The sequence below is a fragment of the Deltaproteobacteria bacterium genome (assembly GCA_019308925.1).
GTDB lineage: Bacteria > Desulfobacterota > B13-G15 > B13-G15 > RBG-16-54-18 > JAFDHG01.
Genome location: JAFDHG010000062.1, coordinates 1 through 13,296, shown reverse-complemented (window position 1 = coordinate 13,296; position 13,296 = coordinate 1). Strand labels below are relative to the sequence as shown.

At 47.1% G+C, this 13,296-nt stretch carries 13 protein-coding genes; 8 read left to right on the top strand and 5 right to left on the bottom strand.

The features are described from left to right. Positions 1–214: 214 nt before the first annotated feature. The 5 genes from JRI46_10120 to JRI46_10100 all read right to left on the bottom strand — a co-directional run bounded on the left by JRI46_10120 (position 215) and on the right by JRI46_10100 (position 5,205). Positions 215–673 carry a 4Fe-4S dicluster domain-containing protein gene (locus JRI46_10120; GenBank protein ID MBW2039923.1) on the bottom strand — a complete coding sequence of 153 codons (459 nt, stop codon included), beginning with the start codon at positions 671–673 and terminating at the stop codon, positions 215–217. Further along, complete coding sequence (locus JRI46_10115; GenBank protein ID MBW2039922.1) at positions 655–2,772, bottom strand: molybdopterin-dependent oxidoreductase; 2,118 nt, start codon at positions 2,770–2,772, stop codon at positions 655–657. Before JRI46_10115 ends, JRI46_10120 begins: the two co-directional genes overlap by 19 nt. Then, positions 2,772–2,984 (bottom strand): hypothetical protein, encoded by a 213-nt coding sequence (locus JRI46_10110; protein MBW2039921.1) that lies wholly within the window; start codon positions 2,982–2,984, stop codon positions 2,772–2,774. The genes JRI46_10115 and JRI46_10110 overlap by 1 nt, the downstream gene beginning before the upstream one ends. Before the next feature lie 4 nt (positions 2,985–2,988). Beyond that, positions 2,989–4,305 (bottom strand): AMP-binding protein, encoded by a 1,317-nt coding sequence (locus JRI46_10105; protein MBW2039920.1) that lies wholly within the window; start codon positions 4,303–4,305, stop codon positions 2,989–2,991. Positions 4,306–4,371: 66 nt separating this feature from the next. Beyond that, positions 4,372–5,205 (bottom strand): IclR family transcriptional regulator, encoded by an 834-nt coding sequence (locus JRI46_10100; GenBank protein MBW2039919.1) that lies wholly within the window; start codon positions 5,203–5,205, stop codon positions 4,372–4,374. Between the two features lie 376 nt (positions 5,206–5,581). On the opposite strand from JRI46_10100, the gene rfbD reads away from it, so the two are divergent. The 8 genes from rfbD (at position 5,582) to cmr1 (ending at position 13,199) form a co-directional block, all read left to right on the top strand. Further along, on the top strand, positions 5,582–6,430 hold the full coding sequence (gene rfbD, locus JRI46_10095) for a dTDP-4-dehydrorhamnose reductase (protein ID MBW2039918.1): 849 nt from the start codon (positions 5,582–5,584) through the stop codon (positions 6,428–6,430). 1 nt (position 6,431) lies between these two features. Then, positions 6,432–7,730: a UDP-glucose/GDP-mannose dehydrogenase family protein gene (locus JRI46_10090; GenBank protein MBW2039917.1), complete on the top strand. Its 1,299-nt coding sequence runs from the start codon at positions 6,432–6,434 to the stop codon at positions 7,728–7,730. After that, complete coding sequence (locus tag JRI46_10085; GenBank protein ID MBW2039916.1) at positions 7,730–8,461, top strand: UDP-2,3-diacylglucosamine diphosphatase; 732 nt, start codon at positions 7,730–7,732, stop codon at positions 8,459–8,461. Before JRI46_10090 ends, JRI46_10085 begins: the two co-directional genes overlap by 1 nt. Positions 8,462–8,963: 502 nt before the next feature. Beyond that, on the top strand, positions 8,964–9,911 hold the full coding sequence (gene cas6 / locus JRI46_10080) for a CRISPR system precrRNA processing endoribonuclease RAMP protein Cas6 (protein ID MBW2039915.1): 948 nt from the start codon (positions 8,964–8,966) through the stop codon (positions 9,909–9,911). Further along, positions 9,908–11,032, top strand: a complete 1,125-nt coding sequence (locus JRI46_10075; GenBank protein MBW2039914.1) for a TIGR02584 family CRISPR-associated protein — start codon at positions 9,908–9,910, stop codon at positions 11,030–11,032. Before cas6 ends, JRI46_10075 begins: the two co-directional genes overlap by 4 nt. Before the next feature lie 143 nt (positions 11,033–11,175). Continuing rightward, positions 11,176–11,448: a type II toxin-antitoxin system Phd/YefM family antitoxin gene (locus JRI46_10070; protein ID MBW2039913.1), complete on the top strand. Its 273-nt coding sequence runs from the start codon at positions 11,176–11,178 to the stop codon at positions 11,446–11,448. Next, entirely contained in the window at positions 11,445–11,873 is a 429-nt protein-coding gene (locus JRI46_10065) for a type II toxin-antitoxin system VapC family toxin (GenBank protein MBW2039912.1), read from the top strand. Before JRI46_10070 ends, JRI46_10065 begins: the two co-directional genes overlap by 4 nt. Positions 11,874–12,194: 321 nt before the next feature. Then, positions 12,195–13,199, top strand: coding sequence for a type III-B CRISPR module RAMP protein Cmr1 (gene cmr1, locus JRI46_10060; protein ID MBW2039911.1), 1,005 nt, complete (start codon positions 12,195–12,197; stop codon positions 13,197–13,199). Positions 13,200–13,296 lie beyond the last annotated feature (97 nt).

Genomic DNA, 13,296 nt, shown 5'->3' with positions numbered 1-13,296 from the left:
ATGGCAATTTATGTTCAACTTGATGCTATATCTATTTAATTTGTCAAAGAGCATGGCCTGATGGCCTGAAAATAGAAAATCTATATATAAGGTTTCTGCAGTAGACTCAATATTGATTGTACCTATAATTTTTAAAACCTAAAAACGTGTATAGTGATAGCATGAAATGATGAAAGCATAATAGTAGTATCTCATCTCCTTTCTATAATCTCATTTACCCTTGTAATAAACTCCCCTCGATCTCCTTAGAAATCTTCTTCATATCACCCCAATGGATGCACCGAGTGGGACAAGCCTTGCTACAAGCGGGCTGTTCATTATTTTTGAGTCTTTCAATACAGAGGTCACATTTTACTGCAACTTCCTTATCATCATCGAACTGCATGGCCCCGAAAGGACACGCCTCGGCACAAGCCTTACAGCCGATACACAGATCTTCATCGATGAGCACTATTCCTTGCTCGTTCCTGGAGATGGCTTCTACCGGGCATGCGTCCTTGCATGGGGGCTTGGCACAATGGTGGCAATAGATGGGGATATACAGAGGTGCCCGCTCAAGCACCTTTATGAACCGAGGCCCCACATCAAGCTCATGTTCCTGTTTGCATGCTACTTCGCAGGCGTGGCAGCCTATGCAATCCTCTTTAAAGAACACTAAAGAAACCTTTCCCATCTCGTTCCCTCCTGTTCGTCTTCACAGGGTAAGATGTTGCATAGAAGGACCCTCAAGTTGGTGGCCCCCATGACTGGATCCATAGACTCATGGGAGTTGTCCGTCAGTATGTTGATATTAGAGATATCCCAGCCATGCCCTGGATCTTTTATCTCCGGAAACCACCAGCCGTGCTCGGCAACGATAACCCTGGGATCAATACCATCGTTCAGCTTGGCCCGCTGTTTAACACGTCCCCTCGGCGATTCGATGTAAACCCACTGGCCCTCTTTGATCCCGTGTTTTTTCGCTGTTTCTGGGTGGATCTCCACAATGGGATCGGGCCTGATCTCCCTTAGCCAGGGGATCATGCGGTTCGCTGAATGGAAGAAGGTAGGGGTCCGCAGTCCTGCATTCAGGATATAGGGATAACGATCAAGGAGGTCTGGCCGGGAGATCGGGCTTTCCGGCATTTCCGTATATTTGGGAAGGGGGTCATATCCCCATTTCTCCAAGATGGTCGAGTGGAGCTCTACTTTTCCCGTGGGGGTGGAAAATCCCTTTTCCCTGTACTTGTAATACACCTGATCTCCCTTAAGATATCCTTTTCCCTTGAACTCTTCCCAGGTCAACCCGGAGGGTTCAAGTATGTAGTCAAGGGCATCTTCCACAGTATCCCACCAGTCCTGGCCCATCCTTTTCCCCAACTCTAAAAAGACCTTGTGATCCTGCCAGCACTCCCCAATCTCTACTGCCTTTTGTCTGGCCAATACATAGCCATGTCGCTTCCAGTTGTCCGCCACATGATTTTGCTCAAGCCAGGTGCCTGCGGGTAGAAAGATATCGGCCAGCTCTGCCGTTGGGGTGAGGAAGAAATCAATCACAGCCAGAAACTCAAGCTTTTTCAAAGCGTCATAGGCCTCCTTGGCATTGGCCCTCGTTGTGACTGGATTGGTGCCACACAGAAGTCCTGCCTTCAGGGGATAAGGTTTCCCGGTCAAGATGGCATCCCATGCCACTTTAGGGGTGATGAGGGCCACCCGTGAGGCCAGCTTATATTGATCACCCCCCAAGCGTTTAGCTCTCTGCTCCGGTGGGAGGTCTTTGTGTCGGGCAAACTCTGAAACAGTCCTCGTAGGTGGAGGCACAAAGAAGACGTTTCCTCCGGGGGCATCGAGGTTGCCAGTTGCTGCCATGAGGCCCGTGAGAATACGGGTGCAGTCTGTACAGTTTAAGGTCTGCTCTGTGGGCACGCCCCAGTTGATACACGCGGGTTTTGTGGTGGCGTACATCCTCGCCGCTTTTCGGATCAGATCCTGTTTAACCCAGGTAATCTCTTCTACCTGCTCCAGCGGATACTCCCTAACTCTTCTCACAAAGGCATCCCAACCGTTGACATAGTTGTCGACAAATTCTCTGTCATAGAGATCCTCTTCAACGATCACATTGAAAAATCCCATAGCCAGGGCGGCATCCGTTCCCGGGCGAAGCTGCAGCCACAGGTCAGCCTTCTTTGCAAGAAAACCTTTGCGAGGATCTATGACAATCAGCTTGCTTCCTTTTATATAGGCCCTCCAGAAACCTTCACCTTTATATTCATCCGGATTGGTCCATTGGGGATTGCAAGCCCACATGACAATGCACTTGGGTTCGCCCTCATAGTCACAGACAGGGAGATTACCACAGGTGATGAGGGTTGCCCCAACCCGTGAGACATAACACATGTGACCTGCAGTGAGGACATTGGGTGTTCCCAAGAGATTGGCAAATCGATAGAGATGGCTCTCGTAATCCCGCCCTGTGCCTTGACCGACAACGATGGACTCTGCACCATTCTCCTTTGTGACCTGCTTGAACTTTTCAGCCAAGGTATCCAAGGCCTCATCCCAGGAGATTCGTTCCCATCCGTTATCACTCTTTTTCATGGGATAAAGGACCCTATCGGGATGGTAGGCCAGTTGGGTGATCGCTAGCCCCTTGCTGCACATGGTTCCGTGGCTGATGGGGGATTCAGGATCCCCTTCTACCTTTATTACTTTACCGTCCTTGACATGGGCGATGACGCCGCATCCTCCATGGCAACTGCGGCAAACGGTTCTGATCTTCTTTACTTCTCCCATTATACCTCCCCCCAAGTACCTTCTGTCTCGGCGATATCCAAGATACCGAACTTTAAAACATATATGAAGCTCAAGATGGCCCGCACGTTTTTATTAACTACAGGCATCCCCTTGCCTAACACCTTCAGTTCAAGTACGAGCCTTTCAATCTCTTCAATCTTCTTTTTCATCTTACCAAAATCCCACTTTTCCATGTTAAATCTGTCTTTCATTTTCCTAAGTCCCCCTTAGGTCTTTAAATCTCTTTGATTTCAACGTATAGCGGGGTAGCTCTCCCGTTAGCACAGGGATGATATTGAATCTCAGATTGGTCTTCATCTTAAGTCGCTCGACGATCCTCACGGAAAGGTTCTTCATAGCCTCTTTCTCCATCTTTTCACAGGGCTCCACCCTGAGGCTGACCTCATCCATGACGCCCTTTTTCTCTACGATGATCTCAAACTCTCTGATTTCAGGAAATTCCGCCCTCAGAAGTTCCTCTACTGAAACCGGGGTAAAGAGCACACCGCGGATTTTGCGCAACTCATCAGCCCTTCCTACCACTTCAGCGATCATCATAGAAGTCCTACCGCAGGGGCATCCCTGCCTTCCCCTCCTGACTATGTCCTTAGTATTAAACCTTACAAGGGGGAAAGAACGCCTACCGAGTGGGGTTACTACCGCTACCCCCAACTCCCCTTCATTTACCTCTCTACTCATTGTCTCCATATCAAGGATCTCCACCAGGAAAAAGGGTTCTATAATGTGGAGGCCCGTCCTCTCCTGGCACATAGCGGCCCAAGCGCACGGTTCGGTTCCGCCGATGTGATCGTAGACCTCTGCGCCCCAAAGTTCCTCAAGCCTCTTACGAGTAGGTTGGGGCATGGGTTCTCCTGCACACTGCATCCTTCTTATGCCGATTTTTTTAGGATCCAGTCCCATGTTCACAGCATCTTCAGCCATATGCAGACCGTAGGTAGGAGTGTTCAACAAGGCAGTTGCTTTCACTTCCATCATCTTGTTGATCCTTCCCTTGGTATCAAGGGCACCGCCGGGTACAACCTCGCAGCCCAACTTCTCCGCAGCATAATGCCCCTCCCAGAACGCAACATAGACATTGTAGCCAAAGGGGACAAAAACTCTGTCCGTTTCTCGAAAGCCGGCCATCCAGAGGATGTGACACCAGACTTCCACTCGCCACTGCCAACTTTCATAACTTTCCGGCACATAGACAGGTATTCCTGTGGTGCCTGATGTCTGACGGAAGGTGGTTACATGCTCCGGGTCAACCCCTAAGGTCAGCCCATAAATATTCAGTCCGGTTCCCACCTGTGCACGCCGGAGATCTTCCTTATCGATCAAGGGCAGAAGCCTTAAATCATCTCTGGTCCTTATATCTCCTGGTTCAATGTCTCTATACCTTTCTCGATACATTGGAGAATGATCTTTGGCATACTGGAGGTACTTACGGAAGTTTTTCAACTCCGCCTTTAAAAGTTTTTCTCGGGGCAAAGTCTCCAGATAAGGATTCCAATACATGTATTCTTTCTCCATAAGGGGATCTCCTCCGTGTATCGTAACGTGTTAGGTACTAAAGAAGAGCTGTTGCAAAATGCCTACTTATAACCCTTCCTTAGTTAAGTTCTCATAAATTTGCTCAACATCCACTCCGAAGGTGTAAGAAACTTTTCTGGTACACTCAGCTACTTTGTAACCATATTGCTTGACCAAACGCTCCGCAAAGACTCCAACGACAAATATAGATGCAACCAATTTTCCATGTAGACCAAATACCGGGGCTGCAACGGCATTAAATCGAGGATCCATTTCGCCTATATCCTGGGCAAAACCCAATTGTCGACACCTGACAAACTCATTCCTCAACCGCTCCATATTCAATCGTGATACATCACCATGGAACCAGAGCTTTTCTGTCGCCAAGATCTTTTCCCGTTCAACTTTCGGTAGGAATGCCACTATGGCTTTCCCGTGCGCTCCGTATGTGATGGGGAATCTATACCCTAGTCGTATCGTAACTCTAATCCCAAGATCGGCTTCATGTTTAGCGACGACAAATACGTATTCATCAACAATTAATCCAAAGCAGGCCGTACTTTTCGTTTCTTTGGAAAGGGATTCAAGGAAAGGAACTGCCGTTTTCCGATAATCTAGGTTATCCATAACTCTTCCTGATAGAAAAAGTAAAGCAGGTCCCAAAGAGTATGTTTTTTCCGTAGGGTCCTTTGCCACAAAGCCAAAATTTTTTAACGTGTTTAAAATTGAATACCCCTTGCTCTTATGAATGCCTACATGATTGCAGATGTCCGTCAGCCTCATTTTGGGCGTTGGGCTATTAGCTAAGCAAATAAGGATTTGTGCCCCCTGCTGCACGGCTGGAACCAGAGGAGTATACGCTGGTTTGGGCTTCTTTTGTTGTCTATCATCTGTACTCACTTGAATAACCCACGTGTTCTCAAAATGAGCAAACAATAAAGGATCAATTGCAATATGAATTACAGCAAATTGTTCTGTATATAGAATTATTTTCTATATAGAACGTTTCAGAATAGTTGTCAAGCAAAAAATTGGGCTAAGCTGGTAGGGGGAGGGTACAAGGTATCCCCTTGGTGGGGTTGAGGTGTTAACCCTTCAACTAAAGGTTGGGTAAAGGATTGGGGTATTTTCATTGGCGGGGATGAGTGTAAACCTAATATTAGGGTTCTGGTTGTAATTCAAAGCAGATGGATGGGTTAAAAAAATCAAGGGATTGCTTTTTGAAGAAGTTTTGTTTATCATCCTTCTGATTTTGCCTTTCAGGGATGATGAGGTTATGAGGAGGATCTTGGTTTTAGGGGCCCAAGGGATGCTCGGGCACGATCTGCTGGAGGCCTTCGGGAAGGGGTATGAGGTGATTGGATTGAGTAAGGAAGAGCTGGATATCACCCATAAGGAGGTAACTAGGAGGGTCATAATGGAGATCGCTCCTGACGTGGTTATTAATGCTGCTGGGTACACCGATGTAGATGGGTGTGAGAAGGGGATGCACAAGGCCTTTGCCATAAACGGGGAGGGGGCCAAGAACGTGGCCAAAGGGTGTTGGTATAGTGGGACCAAATTGGTCCATATCAGTACGGATTATATCTTTGATGGGAAGAAGGGGAGCCCGTATGATGAAGATGACCTTCCCAACCCTCAAAACATCTATGGGGAGAGCAAATTGTTGGGGGAGAGGTATATCGAAAGGTTTTTGGACGATTATCTCATCATCAGGACCCAATGGCTTTACGGGAGGTATGGTCGCAACTTTGTCGAGACCATCCTGGCGTTGGCCGGGGAGAGGAAGAGGATTGAGGTGGTAAACGATCAGGTGGGCTCCCCCACCTATACAACAGATCTTAGCAGGACTATTTTGACGCTCTTATCCAAGGACTTAACGGGTATCTTTCATGTCAGCAATAGCGGGTCTTGTTCTTGGTATGAGTTCGCGTTGGAGATATTGAGGTTGGCGGATATAGAGGGGGTGGAGATAATTCCCATATCCTCTGGTACATTGAATCGGCCTGCCAAGAGGCCGATCTATTCTATCTTCAATTGCCAAAAACTGCAAAAAGAGGCGGGGATCGAAATGAGGCCTTGGCGGCAGGGCTTGCAGGACTATTTTAATCACAGAAAGGGATAGGATGCGGATCTGCATGATTGGCAGCGGCTATGTGGGGTTGGTGACCGGTGCCTGCCTGGCGGAGTTCGGGATGGAGGTCGTCTGTGTGGACAAAGATAGGGGTAAGATAGAGATATTACAAAGGGGACAAATCCCCTTCTATGAACCGGGCTTGGAGGGCCTGGTAGAAAAAAACATGGAGGAGGGAAGACTTTCCTTTACCACCGATATACAGAAGGGGGTAAGGGCCTGCAAGGTGATCTTCATCGCTGTGGGCACCCCCACCAACAGCGATGGTTCACCTGATCTCTCACAGGTAGAGGCAGCGGCCAGGGAGGTCGCCAGGTATATGGAGGAATACAAGATCATCGTCCTCAAGAGCACCGCCCCCGTGGGCACGGGCAGGCGTATCAAGGGGGTGATAAGGGAGGAGTTAGGGGGGGTGATCCCCTTTGATCTGGTCTCCAATCCCGAATTCTTGCGCGAAGGGGCCGCTGTGGAGGATTTTATGAGGCCCGATAGGGTCGTCATCGGGGTAGAGGGCGAGGGGGCCATCGAGGTGATGAAGGAGATCTACAGCGCCCTTTACCTCATCGAGACCCCCTTTGTCATCACCAATATAGAGACGGCCGAGATGATAAAGTATGCCTCCAACGCCTTTTTGGCCACCAAGATCTCCTTTATCAATGAGATAGCCAACCTGTGTGAGCGGGTGGGCGCAGATGTCCACGATGTGGCCAGGGCCATGGGCCTTGATGGGAGGATAGGGAGGAAGTTTCTTCACCCGGGTCCTGGCTTTGGTGGGTCGTGTTTCCCTAAGGACACTAAGGCCTTAGTACACTTCGGGAGGGAGCACAATTGTGAGATGGAGATCGTCAAATCCACCATCAAGGTCAATGAGAGGCAGAAGGAGAGGATGACAGAGAAGATCGAGGAGGTGGTGGGCGATCTGCGGGACAAGACCATCGGCATCCTGGGCCTTGCCTTTAAACCCAATACCGACGATATGCGGGAGGCCCCCTCAATTACCATCATAAAAGGTCTGCAGGCCAAAGGGGTGCGGATTAAGGCCTATGATCCAGAGGCCATGGGGGAGGCACAGAAGATCTTCAAGGATGTGGTCTATTGCAAGGGGCCTTACGAGGTGGCAGAAGGGAGTCATGCACTGGTCCTGATCACTGAGTGGAACCGCTTCCGCCGTCTGGACCTGGAACGGATCAAGGGGCTCTTGCAGGAGCCGCTCTTTATCGACTTGAGGAATGTATATGAACCCCAATATATGCGGGAGCTGGGATTTAGGTACTGCGGGGTGGGGAGGTGATGGATTGGATATTTGTCGGAGATGCCCACTTTGCTCTTGGGGATGGGAACAGAAGAGAACGCTTCATCCGCTTCATCCAAATAAATAGATCTACTTTAAGCACCCTGGTGATCATGGGGGACCTCTTCGACTTTTGGTTTGGGTTCCGCGACCTCTCGCCTCTGAAGAGGGAATATGGTGACATCTTACACCTGTTGGAAGGGCTCAGGGCAGAAGGTATAGAGGTGATCTATCTGGAGGGGAACCATGACTTCCGATTGGGGCCTTATATGAGCAAGGAACTGGGGATTCAGGTCTACGATCGATATGCAGATATAGATCTGGATGGAACCAGGGTCTACCTGGCCCATGGTGATCGGGCCTACCCGAAACTAACCCATAAGATATTTTCTTCCCTCTTAAAGAACGGTTTTACCTATCAGTTGATCTCCTGGCTGGGACCGCAGACCGTCATCAGCATAGCCAAATGGTTGAGCACCCGTAGCAGGGAGCAAGGTTTAAAGGAGTCTCCTGAAATCATCTCTCGGCTGAGGAGGTTCGCCATTCACAAGTTGGATGAGGGCTTTGATGCAGTGGTCCTTGCCCACTCTCATGTCCCTGAGGCCATGGCCGTGGAGAGAGAAAAAGGGGTGGGTTATTACTTCAATGTGGGGAATTGGGTGGGGGATTTCTCCTATCTGAGGTACAAGGGAGAGAGGGGTTTTTCGTTAGAATATTTCCTTGCAGATTAAGAAGAAACCTATCCGATTTATTCAAGCCCGCATTTTTCATATCCACATCGGCCTTTTTTAGAAGAGGGGCACTTCCCATATTTTAAAAATTAGTATTTTGTCCCTGGAGTATTCCATAGAACGATATTTACTTTTTTGGGATTTTGTGTTAGAGTATAAAAGATTTGTACCATTGAGGTGGACAGAACGGGTTAGATACGAAGTTCGGGGATTTGGGCAACATTTGAAGGCGTGTAGCCTTTGGGGGGTGTGGGGCATGGCACGTCAGGGCAGGGGAGGAGATTTAGGTAAAGATTCAAGGGGCACAAAGCCCCTTTTTTTGGTTGGAGGAAATGAAGTGGTAGTCGGGCGTGTCTTAGAAAAGGGACAAGGTTAGATCTGAGGTATAGGATTCCTTAATCCTTTATACAATCTTGCAACGTTGCAAGGATTTCATTTTGGACAACAGGTAGTGAATATATACCAGCAGAAGTGATAAATATGGCTAATTGGGGAAATCATTATGCTGTACGGAAGATATCATTTCTCCTGTGTATTTGAGGATGGTGCCATCCTTCCCTGGTACAAGGGGTCTACGTTTCGGGGCGTCTTTGGCCACGCCCTCAAAAAAGTGGTCTGTGCCCTAAAGAGACAGGATTGCAAGGATTGTCTTTTACGAGAAAAGTGTATCTACTCCATTGTCTTTGAAACCCCGACCCCAGAAGATGTTCCTGGAGCAAAGAAAAGGATCGCCTCCGCACCCCACCCTTACGTGATAGAGCCGCCAGAAACCACGAGAACTCATTATAAAAAGGGCGAGCCATTTGAGTTTGCCCTGCTCCTTTTTGGTAAGGCAAATGACTACCTGCCCTACTTTATCTATGCATTTGAGCAAATGGGGCAGCTCGGCATAGGACGGCGCAATGGGAACAAGAGGGCTGGGTTTTTGCTCAAGAGCGTCAGCGTGGATAATGGTACTATAATATACGCGAATCACGACAAAAAGATCAGGCATGGTCTCTTTACGCAGGAGCTCCTCGTTGAGAGAACAGATGGGATCAAACCAATACGTTCTCTGGAACTGACACTTAAAACACCACTTCGGCTCAAATATGAAAATAGGCTAAGGGCTGAACTGCCCTTTCACGTCTTAGTAAGGGCCATACTCAGGCGGATCTCTTCGCTGAATAATTTTCACGGAAATGGGGAGCCAGCCCTCGATTACCGGGGTCTGGCACAGCGCGCAAAGTCCGTTGAGACCAACAAATCTTCCCTCAGGTGGTTTGATTGGAGACGCTACTCAAACAAACAGGACCAGGCCATGCTCATGGGTGGCATGGTGGGGCAAGTAACGTATTCAGGGGACCTTACCGAATTTGTACCTCTTATTAGATTCTGCGAGAAAGTACACCTTGGCAAACAGACCTCCTTTGGCCTCGGCAGGATAGAACTTACCGGAATGAGTGAATGAAGAATATACTCCTTGCAGTTGTGGGCTTGAGCCCCCAGGTAATTACTGAGACCATCTTTGCACTCCATCAGCAAAGAAGGTCTGTTGATGCCATCCAGATCATTACCACCAGGCAGGGCAAGGAAAAGATCAACGCACATCTCCTCTCGCCAATAGATGGAAAATATTATCAGTACCTCACAGAGTATGAGATTGACCCAGCATCCATAGATTTTGGCTTCGGCAATATCCATGTCATAAAAGATAGCAATGGCATTGAGATAGATGATATTGATGGTGAGGATGAAAACGAATGGTTGCTCCGAAAATGTCTGGAATTGACCTTTACACTAACAAACGATCCGAATACGGCCGTCTTCTTTTCAGTGGCAGGGGGCAGAAAGACAATGAGTACCTGCCTCATGCTTGCTGCCCAGTTGTATGGGAGGGCCCAGGACAGGGTCTACCATGTCCTGGTCTCACCAGAGTTTGAAAGCAACAGGAATTTCTATTACCCTCCCAGGAAATCTGTTCCTATAAAACTCAGGGACAAAAACGGCCAGCCCTATGTCAAAGAAACCAGGTACGCTACGATCACTTTAGTGCCCATTCCCTTTATCTCAATAAGGGAGCAACTCTCTGACACCCTGCTCAAGGAGCCCAAAGACCCTGCAACCTTAATGCTCTCTCTTGTCAAAGAAGAGCCCTACCAACTCATAGTGGACCTTGCAAACTCAAAGCTCACCTATAAAAACCTCGAACTCGACATGATGCCTGCAAGGCTTGCCCTCTACGCCTTTTTTGCACTACAAAAGAAAAACTGCAAAAAGGAGCTTACATCGTGCCGGGAGTGCACAGAGTGCTTTCTGGATATGCAGGAGATCTTTGCACAACAGGACGAGATCACTGAATTGTATCGGAAGATCGCAGGGAATCGTGAATTTTGTGAAATGAGCCAGTCCGGGATACTCGGCCTGAGCCAGGAGAACTTCAATTCATACAAGGCCAAGATCCGGAAGGACCTTGAAAGGGGTTTCGGGCTGTATGCCCATGGCGAACTCGCCATAGACTCCGTGGGCACACGGCCTGATACCAGGTATGGGATAAGGATAGACAAAGACAGGATTCGGATAACATTCTAATATTGGCAGGGTTGAGAATAGGTGCATACATGAGTCGTACCTGGTTTTATGTATAGATGTATATCAATATTTACACTTGACATTGGCAATATATTTTATATACTGAGTGTGATGAACTAAAACGGGTTAAAGGGGGTTATTTCATGAGGACAGTAAATGCACTTAAGATCAGAAATAACTTGGGAGAAGTTTTGGACATGCTTACTGAAACGGGTGAACCTATTATGGTAAGCAAAGGGAGGCAGATCAAGGCCGTACTCATTACACCGGAACAATTCAAGAGAAGGTTTTTGGACTATCAGGCAGAGGAGCGAAAGAGGCACTTGCTCAAGAGCATCGAAGGCTTAAAAGCCAACAATGTTGAAACAAAAGAGAGTGTTGAGGTGCTTAGAGAATTGCGGGGTTATGGAAGATGATCTGGGTCGTCGATGCCTCTGTAGCTGTCCGCTGGTTCTTGAAAAACGAAAGCCATCCCAATGCCGATGCCGTCCTTCGCAGATTGATTGACCATCCCGGATCTTTTGCCATTCCGGAATTATTTTGTTTTGAGATATATGCCGTATTGTGCCGTGTCCACCCATCAGGGCACGATGCCTTTATCAAGGGTATGGTTCCAATTTTGAATGGTGGGATCTTCAGACAACCTATGACCGAAAACCTGGCCAATCAGGCAAACCATTTTGTGAAAAAAGGGCTGACCGGATACGATGCCTGCTATGCCGCTCTGGCAAGGGAGACGAAGGGGATATGGCTTACCTTTGATGAAAAGGCACACAGGTGTCTGGCCGAAGAACGAATTTCGCATGTCCTGACAAGGAGCCTGCCAAAGAACTGGTCATGAACAGCAACGTTGCAATGGTTGAACAGAAGGCGTATTTGGAATAGTATGTCCCAAAGTTCCTAAAGAAACTTAGTGGGTAATTTGCCATGATGGGTTCGCCACCCACGAACCATGAAAATTCAATTTACTCCCCTCCCCCCGGGGAGGGGAAGGATTTGAGTAAGGTTATTTTCTGAGCAATTTTGATATGTTGCGAGTATAGGGGTACACAAAAATGGTCCAAAGAGAAGCCCTGATTTTAGGGGCACTGTTGCATGATATAGGGAAGTTTATGCAGAGAGGAGAGAGTCCAATTAATATTCCAGGAAAAAGAGGGGAGACATGGAAACGATAAATTGTGAATTAGAAGTGCTGACACCCATGTTTCTTGGCGGTGCATTGCGAGAGAATTGTGAACTTAGAACTCAGAGCATAAAAGGCGCATTGCGTTTCTGGTATCGAGCTTTATTAGGGGAAAAGGAACTCAAAAAAGAAATGGAACTTTTTGGATCAAGTAGTGAGAGCATTGGGGCAAGTAAGATTAGGATTTCAATAAAAAATAAAATGCTTGATTTTTCAAATATAACTAATGATGAAGATAGAAGATTACCGGAAGGATTGGGTAGAAAAATAAGAGATCAAATGAACCCCATAGCTTATTTGGCTTATGGGCCAATTGAGAACTTGCCAACTGGGCAGATTAAGAAAAGTGGCAAGCCAGTTAAAAAGCTGATGTTTGGTAGAAATTATATAAAACCTGGGAGCAATTTTGAACTTGAGGTTAAACTACTTACAGAAAGCTTAGATTTCATTGAAGATTTTTATAAGGTGTTATGGTTATGGTTAAACTTTGGCGGGTTGGGAAGTCGGTCAAGAAATGGCCTTGGTTCATTACAGTCCAGGAATAGCAATTTGTTTTCAGATTTTGAATGGAGTAGGAAGCAAAATATTCGAGAAATTCTTAAAAATATTATCAATAATAAGACTGATATGCCGTATTCAAAGAGATTTTCTTACCTTTGCAACAACACAAAATTATGGAGGTCAAAGAATTTATACTCAAGCTGGGAAGAGTGTTTATGGAACCTTGGCCTTAACTACTATTCATGGAGAAGTTCTTTGTCTGGAAAAGGCGGAAGAAAGGTTATTGGGTTGCCCTTGGGAGAAGAAGATGGAAGGAGAAGAGCTTCTAGCTATTTTTTTAAGGTATTCAAAGAGGAAAATAGATACGGATTTAGAGTTTTATTTATGCCGGCAAAGTTTTTGGATTTTGAAGATGAGTATTTAAAGAAAAACAACAAAATCTTTCAGCAAATGATACTAAAGAATACAATAATGGAGGTCTAAATGACAGATTAGTCAGAAAAAATAGAAGCCTTTTTCCATGATCCTCCATCAAAACCATTGAAAATTCCAGGGCATGAGGAGGTAGCGAGAAGAATCT